Genomic DNA, 24,808 nt, shown 5'->3' on the forward strand with positions numbered 1-24,808 from the left:
CTGCTACGACTCCGGAGTCTCCCTTGCGCCGAGTATTTCGGAATCCTCAGGACGACATCAAATCCACACTGTCGATGCGATGCAACGTCAAATCTGATAGCAAGCCGGTCGCTCGCGACCTCGGGCAACAGGCCGTGCGGGGTCGAATCCCGCGCAGGGCGCGCGTGCCCGCAGGGGTCATTGCGTCTTCGGAGGCTGCCGTTCACGGCGGTGATGAAGTCGTGTTGGCTTTGGTTGGCACGTCGAACGGGGCGGTCGATACTGGGCCGCACCGTACTGGTCGGGTCATCGGCGCCGTTCGGGCAGCTCACAGGAGCTCGAAACCATGACTGGGAGCCTCGCCACGCTCTCGCACCTGGCCGACACCGCTGCTGGCATCGCCAACCTCCACAACATAGTCCTCGCCGGATGGCACCAGCGCTGTGAGCGGCAAGCCTTCGCCGAGTTAGGAGACATCCCTTAGAATTCTGATCATGCAAATTCTTCGGTACACCGCGTTCACCACTGACCCAGGCGGCGGCAATCCAGCTGGTGTGGTGCTGGATGCCACCGGGGCTGACGACTCTGAGATGCAGCGCGTAGCGGCCGAGGTCGGGTACTCCGAAACGGCTTTCCTCGTGCCCGGCGATCAGGGGCATTTCGTGGTCCGCTATTTCAGCCCAAAAGCGGAGGTCCCGTTCTGCGGCCACGCGACCATCGCGTCCGCCGTCGCGTACGCCGAGCGACACGGCCCGGGAGTGTTGCACCTGAGTACCCGCGCCGGGGCGGTTGAGGTTTCCACCACGGTTTCGGCGGAGGGAGTCGTCACCGCGACGTTGGTCAGCGTCACACCACAGACCCGACCGATCGCCGCCGACGACCTTGCGTCGCTACTGGAGGCGTTGCGCTGGACATCGGGCGACCTGGAGGCGACGCTACCGCCACGGGTCGCCTTCGCCGGGGCGTGGCACCCGATTGTCGCCGCTGGAAGCCGAGCACGTCTGGCTGACCTGGACTACGACATGGCGGCGCTGGCCAAGCTGATGGCCGAGCGGGACTGGACAACCATCAACCTGGTACACCGGGAATCGGCAACGGTGTTCCACGTGCGGAACCCCTTTCCACCCGGGGGGGTCGTGGAGGATCCCGCCACTGGTGCGGCAGCTGCGGCGCTCGGTGGCTACCTGCGCGAACTGGGGCTGGTGACGACCCCCACAACGGTGACTGTGCACCAGGGTCAGGAGATGGGCCGTCCAAGTCTGCTCACCGTCGGAATCCCCGCTCGACCCGGAACTGGGATCGCGGTGACCGGCACCGCTGTTGCCCTCGCCCCACTCGGTGCCACCGGTTCGGGCGTGGCTCCTCGGGCCCGGCGCCCAGCAACGCCGGAACCACGGTCAGCACCATGAATCCGTGGTAGCTCGCCGAGTGCATCGAGCCCCCGCCGCGGCCTGGCTCCGGCGCCCAGCTGCTCGAACAGAGCGAGTCAGACGCTCGCCCCACCACCACCCACCTTGGCTGCCAACGTGCGTTCGATGTGCTGGGCTGCAGCTAACACACGTTTCTCAGCGCAGAGTCGATCTTACGCTCACGTTCGGTATCCCTGCCAACACCCGTGTCGCGAATGCTCGCAGCTACGACACTGTCGTTTATGTCACCGAGGGCGAAGATCACAACGGACGCCCACACGGGCGCGGACCTATCGTCCTGTCAGCCGCGACAGCCGCCCGCTGCGTCGACTGCCCGTGTCCGGAAGTGCCCTCCGACACGAGGCCACCCCCGTCCGTCCTGCGCGTCGCTACCTCTCGAAGAGCCGCGCTTCTGCGCCGACCGGTCGGAACCCCGCCGCCTGGAACGCCCGCACGCTGCGGGCGTTACCCGCGGCCTGCTGCGCCCAGACCGGCTGCCCGGTCGGCACCAGGTGCCGAGCAGCCCTCGCCAACGCCCGCCCGAGGCCCGCTTCCCGCCGCCCCTCGTCAACCTCGATCGCTGCTTCCCACCGACCTGCCACGCCCCGGCCAAGGATGACCACTCCCCCAACGGCTACCCAGACCTGGACGTCGTCGCGGTGCTGGTGTGCCCGGGCTACCCGGGGATGGGCGGCGTCGGTGAGCTCGGTGAGCTGCAGCGGGGGTGCACCTGCCAGCGGGCTCGCGACCGTCAGTAGGTCGATCGTGTCCATGGAACGCCCGGTGCGCTCGAGCAGCGCACCCAGGAAGTGTGGATGCATCGTGGCTGCCAGGCGGTCGCAGTCGAGAGCGGCCAGAGTTGCACGGACCCAGCGCGGATCCTCGTCGGTGAACACCACGGAGTGGGCGGTGAACGCGATCACCCCGGCATCGCGGTCGGAGGGCTGCGGCACCACGGTCGTCCCGCCATCTGGTGATGGAAAGCGCCCGACAGCGACCGCGTCGAGAATCTCGGCCAGCTCACTTCCCATGGTCAGTTCCTTTCGAGCCCGAGGTTGGGGCCGACGGCGACCACACGTGACCCCACCGACGGCGGCATGTCCCACGCGGAGACGCCAACCGATGGTAGAGCCCCTTCTCCGGACGAACAGGCTTCACATGTCGGACGCCCGGGCTTCGCATCCCGGACTAACGCGGACGGGACACAGCGAAGGGCCCCGGATCGGGGCCCTTCATGCTGTGTCGGGCTAGCTCAACCGTGGCCAATGCTGGCTGACCGACGGCCAGCCATTCACCGCTTGTCGTACGCCTCCATCACGCCAACCGGGATACGCCCGCGATCCGACACCTGATATCCGTTGGCCCGCGCCCACTCCCGGATCTCCTCGTTACGCGCGCGGGTGGAACGCTGGGCGGTCGCGGCGGCTCCCCGCACCGCCCTCGTGATCCCACCGTGTCCACTGGCCCTGCCGACGCGCTGACCAACGGCGATATAGGGTGCAAGCGCCTGCCGAAGCGTGGATGCGTTCTCATCCGATAGTTCGATGGTGTACGCCCTGCCGTCGAGACCGAACTCAATCGTCTGGTCGGCCTCATCACCGGTTAGGTCGTCAATCAGTTGGGTGATTACCTGTCGCGCCATGCTCGGGTTAACTCCATTTCACGAGTGCGAAGATGAGGACATTAGCATCCAGACAGGGTGGTTGCTAAAGGACCCACAGGCGGGTTTCGCTCCTCCACCAAAATCTCTCCCGTGGGTAGCGGCTGCCGCACCCGCCGTGGCTGTTCGAGCGACCGTCAATTGCGGGTCACGACCACTTTTGTCGCCGGGGTTGCCGACCTCGTAATCCCTGCCGACACCGCGCTACCGCCGCCAGATCCCGGCCGCAGCGGTTCGGCGCCAGAGAGCCACCGTGGCCGACCACCGACACGGCCCACCACCCGGACTAACAGGCGATACCTAGTTTCAGACACCTTATAGGATCTTTTCCTATATTGTCCGGTCATGCGCTCCCGGTCCCGCCGGTCATCGCCGTCCCGACGGGCCGCCCTGATCAGCCTCTGCACCGCGGCCACGCTGGTGTGGCTCGCGTTCTCCAACCTCGGGGTGGCGTTGCCGACCATCGCCACCGAGTTGAACGTGAACCTGACCGATATGCAGTGGGCGAACAATGCCCTGAGCATCGCCTGTGGAACACTCCTGCTGGCCGGCGGCCGCCTCACCGACCTACACGGTCATCGAAAGATGCTGCTGCTCGGTCTGGTGATCTTCGGTGTCGCCGCCCTGGCGACCGCCTTCACGCCCAACCTCGCCGGCCTCATCGCCGGCCGCGCCCTGATGGGCGCCGGTAGCGCGCTCATCCTGCCCGCCACACTGGCGATGATCCCGGCGCTCTTCGAGCGGACCGAACAGCCCCCGGCCTTCGCCGCGTGGGCCGCGGCGACCTGGGCCGGGCAGGCGGTCGGGCCGGCCATTGGTGGAACCCTGACCACGCTGCTGGGCTGGCGGTCACTGTTCTGGTTGACCGCACCGGTAGTCCTCGTCCTGTACGTCGTGACCAAACGACACGCACCCGAGGCGCACCGGGGCCGGGGCCGGGTCGACCTGTTCGGGCTGGTCACCGGGGCCGGGGCCGCACTGTGCCTGCTCTTCGCGCTGACCGAGGGGCAACAGGTCGGCTTCAGCGATCCGCTGATCATTGCGCTCTTCGTCGCCACCGCGGCGCTCACCGTGGCGTTCGTCTTCGTCGAGTTGAGGATCACCGACCCGCTGGTGGATCTACGACTGTTCCGCACCCGCAGCTTCGACGGCGCCCTCATCGTCAACCTGACGATGAACATGTCCTTCGCCGGCACCCTCTTCGTGCTCTCCCTCTACCTACAGGACGTCCGGGGCTACAGCGCGTTCGCGGCCGGCCTGCTCCTGGTTCCGGCCGCCGGAACGATCCTGGTGTTCAACGCCGTCGGCGCACGGATCGTCACCCGACACGACGCCCGCTCCCCCTCAATCTGGGGCCTCGTCCTAGTCGGCGTCGGCTGCTTTGCCATCAGCGCCCTGTTGCCCTCCCTGTCGGTACTCGCGGTGATTCTGGGCCTGCTCATCATCGGCGTCGGGCTGGGCATACTCTCCGTGCCCGTGGCCGACACCATCGTCGGCGGCCCACCGGTCGCCCTCGCCGGCGCCGCGTCCGGGCTCTACAAGACCAGCAGCATGCTGGGGGGCGCGCTCGGCGTCGTCCTGCTCACCGCCGCGACCACCCGCTTCGGTCGGGCCGAGGCCGCCCCGGTGAGCACCGCGGCCGGGCTCACCGAAGCCGAGTCCAACCAGGTCGTCAACGCGCTGACCAACTCCCAGACAGCGACCGCCGTCCTCGACAAGCTGCCCGCGAACGAGCGGAGCCTCGTGATCGAGGCCTACCATCAGGCATTCTCGGACGGAGTGTCGACAGCCCTCGTACTCGGTGGTGTGATCGCGGTGATCGGCACGGTGCTGGCCGCCTGGATCTGGCCCCGCCAGCGTAAGGGCCGCGACCCGCGGCAACCCCGGCAGACCTGACCGTCAGCCCAGGTCGTGCCGGCGGACGCTGAGCCCCTTGCCCCCGAACTCCTGACAGACGAAAGCAGGCTGGCGGGGCTTGCTGAGCGCCGGCTCGTAGCGGTAGCCGATCTCGGCGAAGTCCACGATGTCCGCCGGGTCCTCAACCCGAGCGGATAACAGCCACCGGGCGAAGGCACCGCGGGCGATCTTGGCATGCACGACAACGAACCGCGGCTCGCCGGTCTTCGGGTTGACCGTCAGGAAGCGGGGGCTGACGAACCGGTCGCGGGGCAGAAACCGGGTGACGATCCGGTTGTACTCGATCGCGGCCAGATCAACGATGACGCCGGTCGGCGGTAGGCACCGGGCAACAGCATCGCCCCAGAACTGGTCGAGGTTGGCATACGGCGGATCCGGCAGGCGATAGCCCATCTCCAGCCGGTACGGCTGGATGCCATCGTCCGGGCGCAAGATGCCGTACAGCCCGGAGAGGATACGCAGCCGACCTTCGGCGTACGCCCGGTCGGCGGGGGTGAGGTCGCAGGCGCGGAGCCCGCTGTAGATATCACCGGCGAAGCTGTCGATCGCTGGCGACTGCCGCTCCGGGGCGGTACCCCAGTCGGCGAAGAGCCCATGCGTTCGGTCAGCCAGCTCCGGGGAGAGCTCCATGACGGCGGCGAGCTGCGCTACCGAGAGGGTCTTGAGGTATGCCGCCAACTCCTCGGCCCGGTCCCGTAGGACGGGCACGGTGAGCCTCGTGCCACCCTGTGGCGCCGGTCGCATCGCCTTGGAGGTGTGAATCAGAATGATCATTTTCGCCTCGTGCCGAGATCAAGATCTCCTGAGCATAGCGGCCCGATCGGCGGCTCCGCGGCGGTGAGCCCAGCACCGCCCAGCCGACCAACGCACCCCTGCCGACCAACGCACCCCTCCCGGCCAGTCCGCCCCACCCACCTCGCGGTCGACCTCGTGGCCAGGACGACGGCGATTCGCTACCGACAATCAGAGCAGTCAGTGCGGTGACTCCGGCCCAATACACCGGCACCCATGGGTCACCTCCGGGTAATGTCAAGCCCTCGGCGAAATCTGTTTTGCTACTCACATTGCAAATGTGAGTCGGCCACCTTCCACATTCGGTAGTGGTGACTCGAGATGACTTCACCTCTTGGAGGAACCGTATGCCGGGAACGAACCTTCAGGAGCACACGACGACCACCGCCGCTCCGCCGCGGATTGCGCAGGCCGCCAACACCGTGACAACGGTACGCACGGTTGGCGCGGTCGCGGTGGCGATCGGCGCGATCGCCACGCGGGACCCGGTCCTGGCGGTAACCGCCTATCTTATCTACTGGGTCGGCGACATGTTGGATGGCTGGACGGCCCGTCGACTGAACCAGGAGACCCGCTTCGGCGCGGTCTTTGATATCCTGGCTGACCGACTCTGCTGCATCCTCTGCATCATCCCATTGCTGCAGGCACGACCACAGATGGCAGCTCCCATCGCAGTCTTTCTGCTGCAGTTCGTCGTCGTCGATCTGGTGCTCAGCCTGTCGTTTTTACGTTTCGGGCTGCTCAGCCCAAACTATTTCTTCCGCGTACACCGTGGTGTCTTCCAGTGGAACTGGTCGTTGCCGGCGAAGGCCGCCAACACCAGTGCTCTGGTGCTGCTCGTGTTCTTCGTGCCGAGCCCCTGGCCGGCGCTCACACTGGCCCTGGCGGTGACCGCGATCAAGATCGCTTCCCTGGTGGTGGTACGGCGACTACCCGACAGCCGTCCGCCGCAGCGCGGGCAAGCCCCTGGCCACGGCTGGTCCCCGTCCGCATGAACGGGGCCGAATCATGATCGAGGCCGGGGTTGCCACCTTCCTGATGGCGCTCGTCTCGGCCTTCATCCCGGCGGTGCCGGTGGAGCCGTACCTCATCGGTGCGGCTGCCGTAACCGGACAGCACGCCCTCCTGTTGGGTGTCACCGCCGGTGCCGGGCAGACCATCGGCAAGGCGCTGATGCTGCTGGGCCTCCGCGGCACCCTCCGCTCCGCGAAGCTGCGCCGCTGGCTACAACGGCACAGCGCCCGCTTTACGCTGGCTCCGGCACCAGCGCCGGAGCCGGTAGTGGTGACCATGGCGGGAGCGCCGCGCGGGACGGGGCCGAACGGTCCGGGTTTCGGCGCTGCGGAGGCGGCGGCTGCGCCGCCCCGCGCGACGGTCCGGACGATCCTCCGCCGGGCGATCACCGCCGTCGTCGCGGTGACCCGCCGCTGGAGCAACCTTCTCATCGCCCTGCTCGACCGGCCTTTCGTCGCAGTGCCGGTGGTGTTGCTGAGCGCGGCGGTCGGCCTGCCCCCACTCCTGCTGGTCGTCTTCTGCATCAGCTCAACCCGGATGTCGGTGAGCTTGTTCGCCGGCACGTGTTTCGTCGGCCGCACGGCGCGATTCGCCGCGGTCAGCATGTTGCCGGAGCTCGCCCACGTCCTCGGCTAGCGAGACGTGGGGGCATCCGCCGTCCTCGGATACCCCCACGCCCACGCTGGTTGGTTGGTCAGCGCCGGCTGCCCGTCCGGACTCCGGCCGAACCACCCGCCCGTCGGAGCCAGCGACAGCCCTCAGTCCCGGGCCATCATGGCGGCTGCCTCCCGCTCGACGTCAACGTAGGCCTCACCGGAGACATCCGCGATGACCTGCTTGATCGTGGCGCCGGTCAGCTTCCAGGGACGGGCGCCGGAGTAGTCGTAGGTGACGGGCGCGCCGCGGTCCTGGCCGACGTTGAAGCCTTCACCGGCGAGCGCGAACTTGCCGAGCTGGGTCTGCATTCCCTTGCACTCACCCACCTTCTTCTTGCCGATGAACAGCGAGGCGTTGCCGATACAGGCACTGGGCCGGTCTGAGCCGGGTGGAGTGATCAGCTTCTCCTTCTCGAACGCGACGCCGAGCACCACCTTCCCCTTCGGCACATCGACGTTCGAGGCGATGACCTGTTCCTTCTCCCCCAGGTAGTTGTAGACGTACTTCAGTTTGCCGTCCTTGAGGTAGAGGGCGTGCCCGCCGAAGTTGGAGCCCTGCGCGAAGAGGACACCTTCCGCGTCGGGACCATCGATGACGACATCGGCCGCCAGGATGTAGGACCGCCCCCGGATGTTGACCGCGACCGCCTCGGGGACCTCCAGCGTGTTCGGATAGTAGACGTAGTGGTCTCGCGACGGCGCCACCTGCGGCCGCGGCGTGCTGAGCAAGTCGGCGATGGGCCGGTCGTCCACCGGTAGACCAAAGAACTTGCCGGCCTGGTGATACCAGAGCGCCGCCAACTCCGCGGCCAGCTCCGGGTGCTGGTCGGCCACGTTATGGATCTCAGCACGGTCGACATCGGTGTGGTAGAGCGCCCACTTGTCCAGACCGAAATGGCCCCAGTCCGCCGGTGAGCTCGGGTGCAGGGCGTCCACCTTCCAGCCGTCCCGCCACAACGCCCGCGTACCCAACATCTGGTAGAACTGGCTTTGCTTCGCGGTCTTGGCCTTCGGCTTTTCGAAGGTGTGTTTGAAGCTGGCGCCCTCCAGTGGCCACTGCTTGAAGCCCTTGACCGTCTCCGGCAACTCGATGCCGAGGCAGTCGTACACTGTGGGCACGATGTCGCTGACGTGCGCGTACTGGTCGCGGAGCTCGCCCTTTGCCTTGATCCCCGCCGGCCAGTGCACGATCATCGGGTCGCAGACTCCCCCCTCCCACACGTCCTGCTTGAACAGCTTGAACGGGGTGTTGAAGGCGAAGGCCCAACCGGTCGAATAGTGGTTGTATGTGCCGGGAGAACCAAGAATATCGAGCATCTTGATGTTCTCGTCAATGCTGCTCGAGACACCGTTGAAGAAGGTGTTTTCATTGACGGCACCGTCCGCCCCACCCTCACCCGACGCTCCGTTATCCGAGATCACGAAGATGAGGGTGTTGTCCAGCTCTCCGGTGTCTTCAAGGTAGGCGATCAGCCGGCCGATCTCGTGGTCGGTGTAGCTGGAGAAGCCGGCGAAGACCTCCGCCATCCGGATCTGCAACTTCTTCTCGTCGGTATTGAGCGAATCCCACGGCCGTACGTCGCTCTTGGCGGGCGAGGGTTTGCCGTCCACGCTGCGTACGTCGCTGAGCGGGTTGATCGGTGAGAGCTCGGTACCCTTCGGGAGAATCCCCAGCTTGATCTGCTTCGCCAGGATCTTCTCCCGGATCGCCTCGTACCCCATGTCGAACTTGCCCTTGTACTTGTCGGCCCAGGCCTTCGGTACGTGGTGTGGGGCGTGGTTCGCTCCGGGGCAGAAGTACATGAAGAACGGGCGGTCCGGAGCGACCTGCTTGGCGTCGCCGATCATGCCGATTGCCCGGTCGACGAGGTCGGCGGTGAGCAGGTATCCGTCCTTGCCTTCCTTCCACTCGTCCACGCTGACCGGGTCGGTGGGCTGGTCGATGAACTGCTGGTCCTGCACGAGGTTCGGGTAGTACTGGTTGGCCTCTCCACCGAGGAAGCCGTAGAAGCGTTCGAAGCCACGGTGGGTGGGCCAGTTCCGCTTGGAGGAGGCCATGTTGGTCTCGTCTTCGGCGACACAGTGCCACTTGCCCAGCGCATAGGTGTTGTAGCCCCGGTCGCTGAGGATCTCGCCGATAAGAGCCGTCTCCCCGGGGATGTGCCCATTCATCCCCGGGAAGCCCTGGGTCGCCTCGGCGACGCAGGACATGCCGACGGTGGTGTGGTTGCGTCCGCTCAGCAGCGCGGCCCGGGTGGGCGAGCAGAGCGCGGTGGTGTGGAACTGGGTGTACTTCAGTCCGTTGTTGGCGAGCTTGCTCATGTTCGGCATCTCGATGGGCCCACCGAAGAAGTCCCAGGAGCCGAATCCGGTGTCATCCCAGACCAGGAACAACACGTTCGGCGCGCCTTTCGGAGCCTGGGGTTGGGCGTAGGGGTCCCAGTCCGGCGTCGAGTCCGTGGCGCCGAGGTTGATAACGCCCTTGAATTCTTTACTCATGAACGGCTTCTCCTTCTCCCGCTCCCACGGCGGGACACGCGACCTGCCCGTACTTTCCCGATCAACTCTTCGCGGTGTCCGATGGCGCCACCTGGCCGGTGACCAACATTCGGATGCTCACCAGCAGAACCCAGGCGGGGAAGATAAGCGTGAACCAGAGGTTCTGGTTGGTGACGACCAGAAGCAACACGGCGAGGATGTAGGTCAGAATCCAGAGCCACTTCGGCATCAGCCGGGTCTTGAGCCCCACCGTTCCGAGGGCGAACATGAACACTGCGGCCATGCGTACCGCGTAGACCCCGCTCGCCTCGAGCATGATCGAGCGACCGAACCCGACCGTCTCGGTACTCAAGGATTGGGACCCCCCTTCGGGAACACCGTCCACAATGGCTCCCGCGACCACAATGGCGACGAAGATCATGGCCAGGAAGAGAACCCCGCTCCCAATGATCAGGGTGGAGAAGAACCAGTCTCCCAGGTTGCCCATGTACTCCCGTACCACGCCCATGAACCAGAGGAAGAAGATTCCGGCGAACGGGATCAGGAACAACGCCACCCGCATCCGGCCAGCTTCCTGCCGCACCCACTCCACATCGGCGAAAGGCTCCTTCGGAAGCGCCGACCGAAGCAGGATGATACTGATCGAAAAGACCACTGCGAAAAGTATGCCCGCCACCGCGACCCCGCGCGGATTTCGGAGCGCCCGAAACGATTCTTGGTCAGAACTCTTGCCCATCGACAACACCCTTCACCAGCCGGATCCACTGTCCCATGGAACGCGCACCCCTCCTTTTCTCGTTCTACCAGAGAACGGGACGACCAGTGGCCGGAATGCGTCCGACCGTGAGCCGGGCTCGGATCCGCAGCCGCAACCTCAGCCCCGCCCTGGACCACCGATTCCCTGCCGGTCCGACACCACGGCCCGGTCGTGGTCGACCTTGCCCCCGAAACTCGCGGCCAGGGTCTGGTCGAGCCGGTCAAGCTCGGCCTCCACCGCTGGTCGCCGGTCCGCCGGAAGCACCTCTCGAAGATCTTCGAGCATGGCCCGGAGCCGTCGCATCACCTGCACGGAGCTGGCCCCGTACTCGCGGATCTCGGTGACCGCCAGCGTGAGGTAGTCCTCCCACGTCCGGCCGGGCACAACCAGCCGTGGCTGGCCGGATTCGTCGCAGTACCGCATCGTGCCGAGGGGCTGCGCCCCGATCATCCGGAGCAGTTCCTCCAGGTAGTCCAGCATCTGCACCGCTGTGGTCGGATCATTGATGGCCGAGGAGAGCGCCCGCGCCGCGCTATCCACCAGAATCCGTACCGGAAACGCCGGATCACGCTCGATGGTCCGCTCGATGCCCATGGCCACCATGGCGTGTATCGGCGTGGTGGAGTCACCTGGCGGCCTCGTTCCGAATACCTCCATCACCGGTTGTCCGGCGATGATGTAGTCGCCGGCCGCCACCTTTGATCGGAGCTGACAGCCGTGCTGACTGGCCCAGCGGACCAGTGCCGCCTCATTCAACGCCTGTACCGAACCGGATCGTTGGGCCTGAATCACCAGTGTTGGTTCCCCGGGCGGCGACTCCTCCTTGGTCACCACCGACCCGCCCGACTGGTCGCGGGCCGCCATGAGCTTCCGGGCGGTTTTGGTGACGTCCGCGGCGACCGCCACCGGTCGTAGTTGATGAACCAGGTGGTTGAGGAAGACCACGAAGAGCACGAAACTCACGATGAGGAAAAGCCCCGAAATCGCGACACCGAGCGGCGGGATCTCCGCTGACCCACCAAAAGCCAGGAGCGTGAAGGCGAAGGAGACCGTCCCGAGGATAAACGTCACGACGGCCAGGTGGAATCGGTCCCGGTACAACAACCTCAGGTAGCGCGGAAAACTGTCGGCGTGAAGTTCGAGCACGACCACGCTCACGGCCACCACAAATCCGGCCAACACCCCGGCAACCTCGACCACGATCGTGAGGAGTTCCTGCGCCGCGGACGCCTCGAACTCCCACGCCGACGGCAGGGTGATGACGGCGTCAACCTCGCGGACCACGAGGGCGAGCAGCCCTCCCACCACCAGCCCCAGCAGCGGGAAGAACCACAGGCTCCCCACCAGGTTCTGGCGGATTCGGAAGAACTTTGCCCACAGCATCATCGAACTCCTCGCCGCTTCGGGTAGAGACCCGACCGGAGCGTGCTGACGACCCGCCGCCGGATTGCCTCCCGGACAACCGGTGTCTGTGGCTGTCCGCTGGGGGCCGAACCACCCCTGGACCAGGCGACTGTCTGTGAGCCTTCCACACGTTTCAGCTGAGCCTGGGAGGAACCGTGAATCCGGGCTGCTGCGCCAGTCGTCCCGCGCTACCGCACGCAGGTGTAGCGGACGGTCCTCAGCCGGTGACCGCTGATCTCGTAGCTGCCGGTCGCCCCGTCCAGGACAAACCCCCGGCGCTCGTAGAACCTTCGGGAGCGGTTGTTCGCCTCGGCGCACCAGAGTCGGACTGATACTGCGTCGAGTTGGGCGATGGCGGCGTCCAGCAGGGCCGCGCCGACCCCCTGCCCCTGAAGCTCCGGCAGCACGTAGATCGCGTAGATCTCGGCGAATTGCGGATCCTGCCGGTCTGGCCCAGCCATCACCACGCCGACGACCCGGCCCGGGGTGAACGCCAGCAGCGTGCTCCGGGCCGGGTCCCGCCGGTCGCGGAAGCGCCGAGCCCAGTCCGCCCCGTCCAGGGACGCCAGCACCTCCGTGGGCAGGAGTTGCGCGTAGGCGGCACGCCAACTCCGCACGTAGACCGCCGCGACCGCCGCCGCGTCCTCGGGGGTGGCCGGCCGGATGGCAACGCCGCAGGACGGTGCTGAGCCATTCATAATCATGATCATGCCTGATCGGAAGTCACACCCGGATCGGGCCCCACACCACCGGTGTCGTCGCGTTGGGCGATTTCAGCGGGGAGGTAACGCATCGGTGCCAAACTGGGACTGGACAGTACGGTTCCGCGCAGAGCCTCCCCAACCGGAAGGACGGTCGACCGTGGATGCCTGGGAGACGCCGGCGGGAAGAAGCGTGGAGTGGAAGGGAGTCCACCACTCCACGCACGGCGACTTCGCCGACATCTCCACGCACACGGTCAGCTACGAGTCCCGGGACCGGTGCTACGTGACGACGGACGGGCGGCTCGTGGCCGATGGCGTCAGCTACACGTACCAGAAGCTGGACCATCGAATGGCGATTCTGATCTACCGCCCCGAGGTTTACCAGGGGAGATCCGGTGTCATCCTCTACTCGATGCTTGACTTCGCGAGCGCGACGGATCGCGCCGTGATCCTCGCCGACGGCGAGCCGTTCGCCATCGCGGACGGGACGTTCCGCGAGGTGCCGACTCCCGCCCGGCCCGGACCGCACTGAGGGCGGAGGCAGCGGTGGCGGAGGAGTCGGAGACTCGCTGGCGACGCCGGTACACCGAGCTGTTGCAGGAGCTGCGGATCGCGCAGACGGGGGTGCAGATCCTCTTCGCCTTCCTGCTCGCCCTCCCGTTCAGCTCCGCGTTCGGCGAGACCAACGCCTTCCAGCGGACGCTCTACATCATCTCGTTCCTCGCTACCGCTGCCGCGGCGGTGGCGACCATCGCCCCGGTGGCGTTCCACCGGGCGCTGTTCCGGCAGGGGCGTGATCCGGAACTGGCCCGCTTCACCCACTGGATGACCACCACCGGTCTGTTGCTGATGGTCTTGGCCGTGGTCGTCGCGGTGCTGCTCGTTACGGACTTCGTTCTCGAGCTGCCGATCGCACTCGCGCTGACCGGCCTGACCCTGCTCTGGCTGCTGCTGCTCTGGGTGCTCGTGCCGTTTGGCCGCAGCCGGGCCGGCAGCGACTCCGATACTACCGGATGACGCACCGGAAGCCGAGGTGGCAGGTCGAGGTGTCGATCGCTTCGCCCTGCCGGGCCGCCGGCCGGTACCGCATGCAGTAGTTAGGGGCGCACAGGTGGGATCCGCCCTTGATGACATGGCGAGGAATGCCCGCGCTCGGTCCGTCGGCGGTGACCGGCGTCGTACAGCACGCCTTCGCCGACGGGTCGGTGGGGTACGTGAAGACGTCCTGGGTCCACTCCCAGACGTTGCCGGCCATGTCGTAGAGCTGGTGACCGTTGGGCGGGAAGGCTCCCACCGGGGAGGTTCCCGCGTACCCGTCCAGGAGGAGGTTCTGCCAGGGAAACGCCCCCTGCCAGGTGTTGGCCATCATCTTGCCCTCGGGGGCGAACTCGTTGCCCCAGGTGAAGGCGGCACCGTCGAGCCCGCCCCGGGCGGCGAGCTCCCACTCGGACTCGGTGGGGAGTTCCTTGCCGGCCCAGGTCGCGAAGGCCACCGCGTCGGAGTACGCGACGTGGGTGACCGGGTGCAGCTCTCTGCCGTCGATGGTGCTAGCCGGCCCCTCGGGGTGGCGCCAGGTCGCGCCCGGCGTCCACGACCACCAGTTGCGGTAGTCGGCGAGGCTGACCGGCCCGGGGGCCTGGCGAAAAACGAGGGAGCCGGGGACGAGCAGCGCCGGGTCGGCGTCGGGATAGTCCGCCGCCGTCGGTGCCACCTCGGCCATCGTGACGTGGCCGGTCTCCCGGACGAATCGATCGAAATCGCGGACGGTCACCAGGTACTGGTCGATCCAGAACCCGTCGACCTCGACCCATCGGACGGGCCCCTCTTCCGGGTAGAAATCGGTTGACCCCATGCGAAACCGACCGCCCGGGATCCAGACCATCTCCGGAGCCGGGCGGGTCGTCGCTGGCGGGCTGAGCGCCTCGTGTACCACGCCCTCACCCTAAACCACCCAAAGCACAACAACTCAGCATTCATCGGATCGCCTGGATGAGCACGGGCTGCGGGGTGGGAAACACCCACCAGCACCACCGAGATAGGCGATCGCGCCGATAAGGCCTGTTTTGTCCGGCTATCTGCGCCAAGCTGGGGGACGAGTCATCCCATCGGGTGTTCTCGCGGTCACCGGTGAGGAATGAGGCGTATGACGGGCACGACGGAGCACGCTAGCCGGGCGTTGCTGGCCGTGGGCGGCCTGGTACGTCGGGCTGAGGTCGCCCCCGACGGCCGGGCGCTCTACCAGATCGGCGGGCGGGAGGCGGACGCCTTCTATCGAGACCGTTGGTCGTACGACAAGGTGGTGCGCTCCACCCACGGCGTGAACTGCACCGGTTCGTGCTCCTGGAAGGTGTACGTCCGCGACGGCATCATCACCTGGGAACAGCAGCAGACCGACTACCCGAGTGTCGGCCCGGATCGGCCGGAGTACGAGCCGCGGGGCTGCCCACGGGGGGCGGCGTTCTCCTGGTACACCTACTCGCCGACGCGGGTGCGCTACCCGTACGCCCGGGGTGTGCTGATGGAGATGTACCGCGAGGCCCGGCAGCGACTGGGTGATCCACTGGCGGCGTGGGCCGAGATTCAGTCCGATCCGCAGCGGCGACGTCGGTACCAACAGGCGCGGGGCAAGGGCGGCCTGGTGCGGGTCTCCTGGGACGAGGCGCTGGAGCTGGTCGCCGCGGCGCATGTGCACACCATCGCCGAGTACGGACCGGACCGGATCGCCGGCTTCTCCCCCATCCCAGCGATGTCGATGGTGTCGCACGCGGTGGGGGCGCGGTTCCTGTCGCTGATCGGCGGATCGATGCTGTCGTTCTACGACTGGTACGCGGACCTGCCGGTGGCGTCCCCGCAGATGTTCGGCGACCAGACCGACGTGCCGGAGTCCGGAGACTGGTGGGACGCCTCCTACTTCATCATGTGGGGCTCCAACGTGCCGGTGACCCGCACCCCGGACGCGCACTGGATGGCCGAAGCGCGGTACCGGGGCCAGAAGGTCGTGGTGGTCAGCCCGGACTTCGCCGACAACGTCAAGTTCGCCGACGAGTGGATGCCCGCCCAGCCCGGCACCGACGGGGCGCTGGCGATGGCGATGGGACACGTCATCCTCAAGGAGTTCTTCGTCGACTGGAACACGCCCCGGTTCTTCGACTACGTGCGCCGCTTCACCGACCTGCCGTACCTGGTCGGCTTGGAGCCGTCGGCCGACGGCGGCTACCGCCCCGGGAAGTTCGTCACCGCCGCCGACCTGGGGGAAGACGACAAGGAGGCGGCCTTCCGGCCGGTGCTGTGGGATTCCGTCGCGGACGGGCCAGCGGTGCCGAACGGTTCGCTCGGGGACCGCTTCAGCGAGACCGGCGTCGGCCGGTGGAACCTGGACCTGGGTGAGATCGTGCCCCGGCTGAGCTGCGCCGGCGGCGAGGCGGTGGAGGTGCTGCTGCCCCGGTTCGACACCGACCAGCCGGAGGCACTGCGTCGCGGCGTGCCCACCGCCCGGGTCGGCGGACGGCTCGTCACCACCGTGTTCGACCTGATGCTCGCCCAGTACGGCGTCGCCCGTCCCGACCTGCCCGGTAACTGGCCGACCGGGTACGACGACGCGGCCGAGCCGTACACGCCGGCGTGGCAGGAGCCGATCACGGGCGTACCGGCGGCGCAGGTGGCCCGGGTGGCCCGAGAGTTCGCGGACAACGCCGAGCGCTCCGGTGGCCGCTCGATGATCGTGATGGGGGCCGGTACGAACCACTGGTTCCACTCCGACACCACGTACCGGGCGATGCTGGCGCTGACGACGCTGACTGGCTGCCAAGGCGTCAACGGCGGCGGGTGGGCGCACTACGTGGGGCAGGAGAAGTGCCGGCCGGTGACCGGCTGGCAGCAGCTCGCGTTCGCCCTGGACTGGGTCCGCCCACCCCGGCAGATGATCGGCACCGCCTTCTGGTACGTCCACACCGACCAGTGGCGCTACGACACGTACTCCGCCGACGCCCTCGCCGCTCCCACCGGCACCGGCGCCTTCGCCGGCAAGCACACCGTCGACCTGTTGGCGCAGTCGGCCCGGCTGGGCTGGATGCCGTCGATGCCCACCTTCGACCGGAACCCGCTTGATCTCGCCGACGAGGCGCTGGCCGCGAACCCGGACGACCCGGCGCGCTACGTCGCCGACGCGCTGGTCGATGGTCGGCTTGGCTTCGCCGGCGCCGACCCGGACGCCCCGGCGAACTGGCCCCGGGTGTTGACGGTCTGGCGGGCGAACCTGCTCGGCTCTTCCAGCAAGGGCAACGAGTACTTCCTGCGTCACCTGCTCGGCACCGAGTCGAACCTGCGGGCGGAGCAGGCTGCGGCCGACAATCGGCCGGCCGATGTCGTGTGGCGCGACGAGGCCCCGGAGGGCAAGCTCGACCTGCTGCTGAGCCTCGACTTCCGGATGACCTCGACCACGCTCTTCTCCGATGTGGTGCTGCCGGCGGCCACCTGGTACGAGAAGCATGATCTCAGCACCACCGACATGCACCCGTTCGTGAACGCCTTCACCCCGGCGATCAACCCACCGTGGCAGACCCGCACCGACTTCACCGCCTTCCACGGGATCGCCAAGGCCTTCTCCGCCCTGGCCCGCCGGCACCTCGGTGTACGCAAGGACCTGGTGGCGGCGTCGCTGCTGCACGACACCCCGGATGCGATGGCGACTCCGGGCGGGGTCGTACGCGACTGGCGCACCGGCGACGCGCCCGCGGTGCCGGGCCGGACGATGCCGAAGTTCGTGGTCGTGGAGCGAGACTACGGCGCGGTCGCCGAGCAGATGGCCGCGCTCGGCCCGCTACTGGACCGGCTGGGTACCACGAACAAGGCGGTCACCGTCGACGTCAACCGGGAGATTGACTACCTGCGGCGGGTCAACGGCGTGGTGCGGGGTGGCGCAGGCGACGGCCGACCCCGGCTGGACTCCGACATCCGGGCGTGTGAGGCCATCCTGGCGCTGTCGGGCACCACGAACGGCCGCATCGCCACCGAGGGCTTCCGGTTCCTGGAGCGCCGTACCGGTCAACGCCTGGCGGACCTCGCCGCCGAGGCGGAGGGGAAACAGATCACGTTCGCCGACACCCAGTCCCGCCCGGTTCCGGTGATCACGAGTCCGGAGTGGTCGGGCAGTGAGCACGGTGGTCGCCGGTACTCGGCGTTCACGATCAACACGGAACGACTGAAGCCGTGGCACACGTTGACCGGGCGGCAGCACTTCTTCCTGGACCACGACTGGATCCACGAGACGGGCGAGGCGCTGCCGATCTTCCGGCCACCGCTGGACATCCACCGGCTCTTCGGTGAGCCACGGCTCGGCGCCAACGGAGAGCTGGAGATCACCGTACGGTATCTGACCCCGCACTCGAAGTGGGCTATCCACTCGGAGTACCAGGACAACCTGCTCATGCTGACGCTGTCCCGCGGCGGGCCGACGATGTGGATGAGTGAAGCGGACGCGGCGAAGATCGGGGTACGGGACAACGAGTGGATCGAGGCGGTCAACCGCAACGGTGTGCTGGTCTGCCGGGCGGTGGTCAGCTACAAGATGCCCGAGGGCACCGTCTACGTCTATCACGCGCAGGAACGGGTGATAGACGTGCCGAAGGCGCAGCTCAACGGCCGCCGCGGCGGGATACACAACTCGCTCACCCGGCTGCTGGTCAAACCCACTCACCTGATCGGCGGCTACGCGCAGCTCGCCTTCGCGTTCAACTATCTCGGGCCGACCGGCAACCAGCGCGACGAGGTGACGGTGGTCCGCCGCCGTTCGCAGGAGGTGCGGTACTGATGCGGGTGATGGCGCAGATGGCGATGGTCATGAACCTGGACAAGTGCATCGGGTGTCATACCTGCTCGGTGACCTGCAAGCAGGCGTGGACCAACCGATCCGGCGTGGAGTACGTCTGGTTCAACAACGTGGAGACCCGCCCCGGCCAGGGCTACCCGCGCACCTACGAGAACCAGCAGCGTTGGCAGGGCGGGTGGGTGCGTACCCGCTCCGGGCGGCTCAAGCCCCGCTCGGGTGGGCGGCTGAAGCGGATGTTCACCATCTTCGCCAACCCGAAGCTGCCCTCCATGCAGGACTACTACGAGCCCTGGACCTACGACTACGAGCACCTGATCACCGCGCCGTCCAGCGACGACATCCCGGTCGCCCGGCCGAAGTCCCTGCTCACCGGCGAGGACATGAAGATCACCTGGAGTGCGAACTGGGATGACTCCCTGGCCGGCGGGAACGAGATCACCGCAGGTGATCCGGTGTTGGCGAAGGTGTCCGAGCAGGTACGGCAGGAGTACGAGAAGACCTTCATGTTCTTCCTGCCCCGAATCTGCGAACACTGCCTCAACCCGTCCTGCGCCGCGTCCTGTCCCTCCGGGGCGATCTACAAACGCAGCGAGGACGGCATCGTGCTGGTCGATCAGGACCGCTGCCGCGGCTGGCGGATGTGCATCACCGGCTGCCCGTACAAGAAGGTGTACTTCAACCACCGCACCGGCAAGGCGGAGAAGTGCACGTTCTGCTTTCCCCGCATCGAGATCGGCCAGCCGACCATCTGCTCCGAGACCTGCGTCGGCCGGCTGCGCTACCTCGGCCTGCTCTTCTACGACAGCGACCGGGTGGCCGAGGCCGCCGCCACCGAAGCCGAACAGGACCTTTACGCGGCGCAGCGCTCGGTCTTCCTCGACCCCCACGACCCCGCCGTCGTGTCCGCCGCACGGGCGGGCGGGATCCCCGACGACTGGATCGAGGCCGCCCAGCAGTCCCCGATCTGGGACCTGATCATGAAGTATGAGGTGGCGCTGCCGCTGCACCCGGAGTACCGGACCATGCCGATGGTCTGGTACATCCCACCCCTGTCCCCCGTGGTGGACGTGCTGCGCGACACCGGCCACGACGGTGAGGCGGCCGGCAACCTCTTCGGCGCGATCGACGCCCTCCGCATCCCCGTCGACTACCTCGCGGAGCTCTTCACCGCCGGCGACCCAGCACCCGTACGCGCGGCGCTCGGCCGGCTCGCCGCCATGCGCGCCTACCAACGCCGCGGCAACCTCGGCGAGACACCGGACGAGGCCATCCCCGCCAGCGTCGGCATGACCAGCGACGAGATGGACGACATGTACCGCCTCCTGGCGGTCGCCAAGTACGAACAGCGCTACGTCATCCCCGCGGCCCACGCCGAGGACGCCCACCGCCTGGAAAAAATCGCCACCGAGTGCTCCCTGGACTACGAGGGCGGCCCTGGGATGGGCGGCGGCGGACCCTACGGGCAGGGCCCCTTCGGGGAATCCTCCGGCACGCCCGTACCGATCCAGGTGGAGACCTTTGACGCCCAACGCAGCCGGCAGCGGGCCGACTCCCTGACCACGCCCGGCGACCCGGCCCAGCGAACCAACCTGATCGACGCCGGTGGCGCGGGCGACCGGACCGGCGCCCGGCCACCGAAAGACCCGGCCGGCGGGGGCGGCGACGTGACCAGCCCCGGCGTCCTCGACATCAACCGGGACCAGCCATGAACACGGAACCGATGCCCTGGCGGCCCGTCGCCGCCCGCGCCGCCTCGCTGCTGCTGCGCTACCCCGATGAGGAAGTCCTCGCCGCGCTGCCGATCATCCGGGCTGCCCTCGACGCACTCCCCGACGCCGTGGCGAAGCCGCTACAACAAGTGATCACCCATCGGGAAGCAACCGCCCCCGGCGACCTGCGCGCCGCGTACGTGCAGCTGTTCGACTTCCGCCGCCGGTGCTGCCTGCACCTGAGCTACTACACCTGCGGCGACACCCGGCGCCGCGGCGAGGCGCTGGTCGGCTTCGCCGCCGCGTACAAGGCCGCCGGGATGACGGTGGTCGACGGCGAGTTGCCCGACTATCTGCCGGCGCTGCTCGACCTGGCCGCCGAGGACGACACCGGCTGGCGGCTGCTGCACGACAACCGGGTCGGCCTCGACCTGCTCGCCGAGTCGCTGGGCAAGGAGGAGTCCGCGTACCAGCACGCGGTCGAGGCGGTCCGGGCCATGCTGCCCGCCCCGCGCCCCGCCGACCTCGCCGCCGCGCTCCGGCTGGCCCGCACCGGCCCGCCGGCCGAAGAGGTGGGCCTTGAACCGTACGGACTCGTTGACACCACTGGGGGGCGCAGATGAACACGGTGCACGTGCTGCTCTGGGTGGTCTACCCGTACCTGGCCATCACGATCCTGATCGGCGGCCTGATCTGGCGCTATCGCTACGACAAGTTCGGCTGGACCACCCGCTCCACCCAGCTGTACGAGACCGCCTTGTTGCGCTGGGGCAGCCCGCTGTTCCACTTCGGCGTACTCATGGTGTTGATCGGACACGTGGTCGGCCTGCTCATCCCCAAGTCCTGGACCGAGGCCGTCGGCATCACCGAGCACAACTACCACTTCATGGCCGTCTTCATCGGCACCGTCGCCGGGTTCTGCACCCTCGCCGGAATGGTCATCCTGATCGCCCGCCGCCGCTTCACCGGCCCCGTCTTCGCCGCCACCACCCGCAACGACAAGGCGATGTACGTGTTTCTCGCGGCCGTCATCGTGCTGGGACTCTGGAACACGGTGCGGGGCAACATCACCGAAGGGGGCTACGACTACCGCGCGGACCTCTCTCCCTGGTTTCGGTCGCTGTTCTACTTCAGCCCCGATCCCGAGCTTATGACCAGCGTGCCGATCGGCTTCCAACTCCACGTCGTGGCCGCGTTCGCCCTCTTCGCGTTCTGGCCCTTCACCCGGCTGGTGCACGCCTTCAGCGCGCCGATCGGCTACGTCACCCGACCGTACGTCGTCTACCGCAGCTACGGGACCCGGCCGCGCCCGTCTCGGCCGGGCTGGGAAGGGCCGCCGACGCTGCCGACCCGCTCCTCGTCCCGAAGCCGACGGTGACGAGCTCCGCACAGAACCCGGGACCTTCGACCCTGAACCCGGCTGTTGTGTCCCTGTTCGGTGGAACTAGGTCATGTTTCCGCAGACTCGCTCGGGGTGAGCCGAGGAAACCAAGGCCTTCACGCCGATCGATGCTCAAAGGAGTGGTCTTGCTCTCGCAATCTTCAGCAGCAGTGGTTACGGCGACCCTGCCCGCTGTGCAGGCGCACGGTGAAGCGATCACCAGCCGGTTCTACCAGCGAATGTTCAAGGCCCACCCGGAGCTACTGAACATCTTCAACAAGGGCCACCAGGCCACCGGGGAGCAGCCGGCCGCGCTCGCCACCTCCGTGGTCGCCTACGCCGAACACCTCGTCGGCGGCGGAGACGAGAAATCGTGGGAGCTGATCCTGAGCCGGGTCGCGCACAAGCACGCCTCGCTCGGCATCACCGCCACCCAGTACACGATCGTCGGCCGACACCTGCTCGCCGCGGTCGCCGAGGTGCTCGGTGAGGCCGTGACCGCCGAGGTCGCGGCAGCCTGGGACGAGGTGTACTGGCTGCTCGCCTGCGAGCTGATCGCCCGGGAGGCGCGGCTCTACACCCAGGCCGGGGTGGGCGAGGACGGGTCGGTGTGGCGGCACTGGCAGGTCGTGGAGTGCATCCAGGAGACAGCGGATGTCGTCTCCTTCCGCCTGACCCCAGCCGACGGTGGCCCGCTACCCACCTTCACGCCCGGGCAGTACGTCTCGGTCGCGGTCGACCTGGACGGTGGGGGGCAGCAGATCCGGCAGTACAGCCTCTCCGGCCGACCCGGCGAGTCCTTCTGGCAGATCACCATCAAGCGGGTACACGCCACCGGCGACGCCCCCGAGGGCGTGGTCTCAAACCTCCTGCACGAGCGGGTAACCGCCGGTGACACGCTCCGGCTCAGCCCACCGTTCGGCGAGGTCAGCGCGGTCGGGGACGCGGGCCCGCTGCTGCTGATCAGCGCCGGGATCGGGCTCACCCCGGCGATGTCGGCCCTGCATCACCTGGCCGCCACCGAGACCGACCGGGAGGTGGTGCTGGTGCACGCTGACCGCAGCGCCGCCGCCCACGCCCGCCGCCACGAGCTGCCGGACCTGGCGGAACAGTTGCCGAACTTGTCGGTGCAGCTCTGCTACGAGGATGCCGTCGGTGGTGAGTTGGACCGGCTGAAGGCGGAGGTCACGGCCGGCCAGCTGGACCCGGGCCGGATTCCGCTACCGGCCGGCGCCTACGTCCACCTCTGCGGGCCGGTGCCGTTCATGTACCAGGTCCGCGCCGAACTCCTTCGCCGAGGCGTGTCGAAGGACCGGATCCGCTACGACGTGTTCGGCCCGGGAATGTTGCGCGACTAGATCCTCCCTCTTCGGGCTGACCCCACGGCTGCGTGGCCGTGGGGTCAGCCCGTCAGGAGACCAACACCAGCGTGCCGAGCACCAGAACCGAGCAGACAATCTCGATCATGCCGACCGGGGCCGGGCGCAGTGCGCGGCCGGGCAGCAGCCAGGCCCGGATCAACAACACCAGGAAGATCGGGGCGAGCCCCACGTCAAGCAGGGTCGCCACGACCAGCGCCGCCAGGTGGAAGCCGATGGACAGGCGCCGGTAGGAGGTGCTGCCGCGCTCCCGGATCATGGTCTTGACATAGCAGACGGTGCCGGTCAGGTAGAGCAGCAGCACCACGAAGGCCGGAACAACCCGCTCCGGCGACACTCCCGCGACCGTGGCCACGACAAAGATCAGCAGACAGCTCTGCACCACCGAGGCGAGGTCGTTGAGCAGAGCCCGCTCGCGCCGGCGCCAGGCGTACCCGGCGTTGACGGCCAGCAGCGCCGCAAAGGCCGGGGCGTACCAGAGCACGGCCGGCCGAACCACCACCACCGCCAGCGCCAACGGCGCCGTGACCAGGGCGTAGAGCCGGAGCTGGGCAAGGTAGCGGCGCGGTCGTCGACTCTTGAAAGCCTGAAAGACGTAGTAGGACAGCAGGTAGCCGGCCAACCAGGCACCGAGCAGCGGCAGCTGCGGCCAGCCTGGTCCGACCAAGGCGACCCCGACCAGGTACGGCAGGAGGAGCATCGCCCAGGCGCCGTGCTGTGGCGGCAGATAACGGCGGAGCACGCGCTGACGGTTGCCGGGCCGACGCGTGGCGGCGCGGCCGGAGGTGGTGGCGCGGCCGGAGGTGGTGGCGCGGCCGGTGGTGGTGGCGGGGCCGGTGGTCTCGGGTGCGGCCGGCGACTGGGTGCTCATACCGGTCGGGTGGAGTCGGACGGGAGAGAGAGCCGCACCACACAGGCGGTGGGCGCGCCGAACGGCTCCAGCACGGCATCGCTCGCGGGGGCGCCCGCCTGTTCCAAGGCGCCGCGGACGACGCCGACGTGCAGCCCGCAGATGGCGTCCGGATTCTGGCTCACCAGTTCGAGGAAGGGGCAGGTATGCAGGTGGATCTCGGTGTGCCCGTCCGCCGCCTGCTTCAGGTCGGGGTCGAAGCCCAGGCCGCGCAGGACCGCGATCGCGGTATCGACCGGCTTCTGCCCTCGGGGGGTCGCCGCCGCCAGATGCCGCCCCCAGTCGTGACCGGCGCGGACAGCCTCGGTCCGGGCGTCACCCCGGCTCTGCCGGGCCAGGTGATCGAGCAGCGCTGCGGTGAGGGCGCGGTACGGCGCCGGCGCGGGCGCCTCCTCGGGCACTGTCCGGTAGCGCCAAGCCGGCCGTCCCGGCTGACCTCCGCTGGCGCGGGCCTTGACCAGCAGGCCGGCATTGACGAGCCGGTCGAGGTGGCTGCGAGCGGTGGAGGGGTGCAGGCCGGTCCGCGCACTGATCTCAGCGATGGTGAGGCCACCGTCGGCAGCGCGGGTCAGTTCCAGGATTGATGCCCGACTGACGGTGCCGAGCGCCCGATGCTGGGTGGTGTCAATGGCTTGCCCGGTCGGCCCGATGTTCACGGTTGTCACGCTTAGCAATGTTACAACGTCAAACATCGTCAAAACCCGGAGCCGAACCCGCCCCGGGCCCTCTCGCACCACCGCTGCACTGCACCGACATGGCTGGGGGCGGGGATAGCCGGGGCGCCGGGGCACGGCTACGGTCGGAGGGTCCG

General features: G+C 67.8%; 22 protein-coding genes. 12 read left to right on the plus strand and 10 right to left on the minus strand.

Features of this window, described 5'->3' with window-relative positions; genetic code table 11:
- Positions 1-325 precede the first annotated feature (325 nt).
- Positions 326-463 carry a hypothetical protein gene (locus B116_RS27325; RefSeq protein ID WP_155255721.1) on the plus strand — a complete coding sequence of 46 codons (138 nt, stop codon included), beginning with the start codon at positions 326-328 and terminating at the stop codon, positions 461-463.
- A gap of 10 nt (positions 464-473) precedes the next feature.
- Positions 474-1,388 carry a PhzF family phenazine biosynthesis protein gene (locus B116_RS0106720; RefSeq protein WP_027659575.1) on the plus strand — a complete coding sequence of 305 codons (915 nt, stop codon included), beginning with the start codon at positions 474-476 and terminating at the stop codon, positions 1,386-1,388.
- Between the two features lie 389 nt (positions 1,389-1,777).
- Here B116_RS0106720 and B116_RS0106725 read toward each other — a convergent pair whose 3' ends face one another.
- Complete coding sequence (locus tag B116_RS0106725) at positions 1,778-2,419, minus strand: GCN5 family acetyltransferase (protein WP_027659576.1); 642 nt, start codon at positions 2,417-2,419, stop codon at positions 1,778-1,780.
- Between the two features lie 260 nt (positions 2,420-2,679).
- Positions 2,680-3,030, minus strand: a complete 351-nt coding sequence (locus tag B116_RS0106730; RefSeq protein WP_018721882.1) for a histone-like nucleoid-structuring protein Lsr2 — start codon at positions 3,028-3,030, stop codon at positions 2,680-2,682.
- A 363-nt stretch (positions 3,031-3,393) separates the two neighbouring features.
- Here B116_RS0106730 and B116_RS0106735 point away from each other — a divergent pair, with 363 nt between their 5' ends.
- Entirely contained in the window at positions 3,394-4,944 is a 1,551-nt protein-coding gene (locus B116_RS0106735; RefSeq protein WP_027659577.1) for an MFS transporter, read from the plus strand.
- 3 nt (positions 4,945-4,947) lie between these two features.
- On the opposite strand, the gene B116_RS0106740 is transcribed toward B116_RS0106735, so the two are convergent.
- On the minus strand, positions 4,948-5,739 hold the full coding sequence (locus tag B116_RS0106740) for a YaaA family protein (protein ID WP_027659578.1): 792 nt from the start codon (positions 5,737-5,739) through the stop codon (positions 4,948-4,950).
- Between the two features lie 365 nt (positions 5,740-6,104).
- On the opposite strand from B116_RS0106740, the gene B116_RS0106745 reads away from it, so the two are divergent.
- A complete protein-coding gene (locus B116_RS0106745) occupies positions 6,105-6,752 on the plus strand; it encodes a CDP-alcohol phosphatidyltransferase family protein (protein ID WP_027659579.1) in 648 nt (215 codons plus the stop codon).
- Between the two features lie 13 nt (positions 6,753-6,765).
- Complete coding sequence (locus tag B116_RS0106750) at positions 6,766-7,407, plus strand: hypothetical protein (protein ID WP_027659580.1); 642 nt, start codon at positions 6,766-6,768, stop codon at positions 7,405-7,407.
- Between the two features lie 122 nt (positions 7,408-7,529).
- Here B116_RS0106750 and B116_RS0106755 read toward each other — a convergent pair whose 3' ends face one another.
- The 4 genes from B116_RS0106755 to B116_RS0106770 form a co-directional block, all read right to left on the minus strand.
- Positions 7,530-9,926 carry an arylsulfatase gene (locus B116_RS0106755; protein ID WP_027659581.1) on the minus strand — a complete coding sequence of 799 codons (2,397 nt, stop codon included), beginning with the start codon at positions 9,924-9,926 and terminating at the stop codon, positions 7,530-7,532.
- Between the two features lie 61 nt (positions 9,927-9,987).
- A complete protein-coding gene (locus B116_RS0106760) occupies positions 9,988-10,662 on the minus strand; it encodes a hypothetical protein (protein WP_026321661.1) in 675 nt (224 codons plus the stop codon).
- Positions 10,663-10,800: 138 nt separating this feature from the next.
- Entirely contained in the window at positions 10,801-12,069 is a 1,269-nt protein-coding gene (locus tag B116_RS0106765) for a DUF2254 domain-containing protein (protein ID WP_018721875.1), read from the minus strand.
- 206 nt (positions 12,070-12,275) lie between these two features.
- The gene (locus B116_RS0106770; protein ID WP_027659582.1) at positions 12,276-12,785 is read right to left on the minus strand and encodes a GNAT family N-acetyltransferase; all 510 of its coding nucleotides are present in this window, start codon (positions 12,783-12,785) and stop codon (positions 12,276-12,278) included.
- Between the two features lie 163 nt (positions 12,786-12,948).
- Here B116_RS0106770 and B116_RS0106775 point away from each other — a divergent pair, with 163 nt between their 5' ends.
- Entirely contained in the window at positions 12,949-13,323 is a 375-nt protein-coding gene (locus B116_RS0106775; RefSeq protein ID WP_223874520.1) for a hypothetical protein, read from the plus strand.
- Between the two features lie 14 nt (positions 13,324-13,337).
- Positions 13,338-13,808, plus strand: coding sequence for a DUF6328 family protein (locus tag B116_RS0106780; RefSeq protein WP_027659584.1), 471 nt, complete (start codon positions 13,338-13,340; stop codon positions 13,806-13,808).
- Here B116_RS0106780 and B116_RS0106785 read toward each other — a convergent pair.
- On the minus strand, positions 13,798-14,673 hold the full coding sequence (locus B116_RS0106785; protein WP_188116002.1) for a formylglycine-generating enzyme family protein: 876 nt from the start codon (positions 14,671-14,673) through the stop codon (positions 13,798-13,800). The genes B116_RS0106780 and B116_RS0106785 overlap by 11 nt on opposite strands.
- 261 nt (positions 14,674-14,934) lie before the next feature.
- On the opposite strand from B116_RS0106785, the gene B116_RS0106790 reads away from it, so the two are divergent.
- The 5 genes from B116_RS0106790 to B116_RS0106810 all read left to right on the plus strand — a co-directional run bounded on the left by B116_RS0106790 (position 14,935) and on the right by B116_RS0106810 (position 23,066).
- Entirely contained in the window at positions 14,935-18,600 is a 3,666-nt protein-coding gene (locus B116_RS0106790) for a nitrate reductase subunit alpha (protein ID WP_027659586.1), read from the plus strand.
- Positions 18,600-20,327, plus strand: coding sequence for a nitrate reductase subunit beta (gene narH, locus B116_RS0106795; RefSeq protein ID WP_018721869.1), 1,728 nt, complete (start codon positions 18,600-18,602; stop codon positions 20,325-20,327). The genes B116_RS0106790 and narH overlap by 1 nt, the downstream gene beginning before the upstream one ends.
- Complete coding sequence (gene narJ, locus B116_RS0106800; protein WP_027659587.1) at positions 20,324-20,950, plus strand: nitrate reductase molybdenum cofactor assembly chaperone; 627 nt, start codon at positions 20,324-20,326, stop codon at positions 20,948-20,950. The genes narH and narJ overlap by 4 nt, the downstream gene beginning before the upstream one ends.
- Positions 20,947-21,705: a respiratory nitrate reductase subunit gamma gene (gene narI, locus B116_RS0106805; RefSeq protein WP_018721867.1), complete on the plus strand. Its 759-nt coding sequence runs from the start codon at positions 20,947-20,949 to the stop codon at positions 21,703-21,705. Before narJ ends, narI begins: the two co-directional genes overlap by 4 nt.
- A 143-nt stretch (positions 21,706-21,848) precedes the next feature.
- On the plus strand, positions 21,849-23,066 hold the full coding sequence (locus B116_RS0106810; RefSeq protein ID WP_033665315.1) for a globin domain-containing protein: 1,218 nt from the start codon (positions 21,849-21,851) through the stop codon (positions 23,064-23,066).
- Positions 23,067-23,118: 52 nt separating this feature from the next.
- Here the strand turns inward: B116_RS0106810 and B116_RS0106815 are convergent, their stop codons facing one another.
- A complete protein-coding gene (locus B116_RS0106815; RefSeq protein WP_027659588.1) occupies positions 23,119-23,958 on the minus strand; it encodes a YwiC-like family protein in 840 nt (279 codons plus the stop codon).
- Positions 23,955-24,653, minus strand: a complete 699-nt coding sequence (locus B116_RS0106820; protein WP_018721864.1) for a helix-turn-helix transcriptional regulator — start codon at positions 24,651-24,653, stop codon at positions 23,955-23,957. Before B116_RS0106820 ends, B116_RS0106815 begins: the two co-directional genes overlap by 4 nt.
- Positions 24,654-24,808 lie beyond the last annotated feature (155 nt).

Origin of the sequence: Salinispora fenicalii (genome assembly GCF_000514815.1) — a bacterium.
Lineage (GTDB): Bacteria > Actinomycetota > Actinomycetes > Mycobacteriales > Micromonosporaceae > Micromonospora > Micromonospora fenicalii.

What these genes read in the sequence shown, in the direction of transcription:
- B116_RS27325 (WP_155255721.1), top strand. Translation starts at nt 326, where the DNA reads ATGACTGGGAGCCTCGCCACGCTCTCGCACCTGGCCGACACCGCTGCT.
- B116_RS0106720 (WP_027659575.1), top strand. Translation starts at nt 474, where the DNA reads ATGCAAATTCTTCGGTACACCGCGTTCACCACTGACCCAGGCGGCGGC.
- B116_RS0106725 (WP_027659576.1), bottom strand. Translation starts at nt 2,419, where the DNA reads ATGGGAAGTGAGCTGGCCGAGATTCTCGACGCGGTCGCTGTCGGGCGC.
- B116_RS0106730 (WP_018721882.1), bottom strand. Translation starts at nt 3,030, where the DNA reads ATGGCGCGACAGGTAATCACCCAACTGATTGACGACCTAACCGGTGAT.
- B116_RS0106735 (WP_027659577.1), top strand. Translation starts at nt 3,394, where the DNA reads ATGCGCTCCCGGTCCCGCCGGTCATCGCCGTCCCGACGGGCCGCCCTG.
- B116_RS0106740 (WP_027659578.1), bottom strand. Translation starts at nt 5,739, where the DNA reads ATGATCATTCTGATTCACACCTCCAAGGCGATGCGACCGGCGCCACAG.
- B116_RS0106745 (WP_027659579.1), top strand. Translation starts at nt 6,105, where the DNA reads ATGCCGGGAACGAACCTTCAGGAGCACACGACGACCACCGCCGCTCCG.
- B116_RS0106750 (WP_027659580.1), top strand. Translation starts at nt 6,766, where the DNA reads ATGATCGAGGCCGGGGTTGCCACCTTCCTGATGGCGCTCGTCTCGGCC.
- B116_RS0106755 (WP_027659581.1), bottom strand. Translation starts at nt 9,926, where the DNA reads ATGAGTAAAGAATTCAAGGGCGTTATCAACCTCGGCGCCACGGACTCG.
- B116_RS0106760 (WP_026321661.1), bottom strand. Translation starts at nt 10,662, where the DNA reads ATGGGCAAGAGTTCTGACCAAGAATCGTTTCGGGCGCTCCGAAATCCG.
- B116_RS0106765 (WP_018721875.1), bottom strand. Translation starts at nt 12,069, where the DNA reads ATGATGCTGTGGGCAAAGTTCTTCCGAATCCGCCAGAACCTGGTGGGG.
- B116_RS0106770 (WP_027659582.1), bottom strand. Translation starts at nt 12,785, where the DNA reads ATGAATGGCTCAGCACCGTCCTGCGGCGTTGCCATCCGGCCGGCCACC.
- B116_RS0106785 (WP_188116002.1), bottom strand. Translation starts at nt 14,673, where the DNA reads ATGGTCTGGATCCCGGGCGGTCGGTTTCGCATGGGGTCAACCGATTTC.
- B116_RS0106790 (WP_027659586.1), top strand. Translation starts at nt 14,935, where the DNA reads ATGACGGGCACGACGGAGCACGCTAGCCGGGCGTTGCTGGCCGTGGGC.
- narH (WP_018721869.1), top strand. Translation starts at nt 18,600, where the DNA reads ATGCGGGTGATGGCGCAGATGGCGATGGTCATGAACCTGGACAAGTGC.
- narJ (WP_027659587.1), top strand. Translation starts at nt 20,324, where the DNA reads ATGAACACGGAACCGATGCCCTGGCGGCCCGTCGCCGCCCGCGCCGCC.
- narI (WP_018721867.1), top strand. Translation starts at nt 20,947, where the DNA reads ATGAACACGGTGCACGTGCTGCTCTGGGTGGTCTACCCGTACCTGGCC.
- B116_RS0106815 (WP_027659588.1), bottom strand. Translation starts at nt 23,958, where the DNA reads ATGAGCACCCAGTCGCCGGCCGCACCCGAGACCACCGGCCCCGCCACC.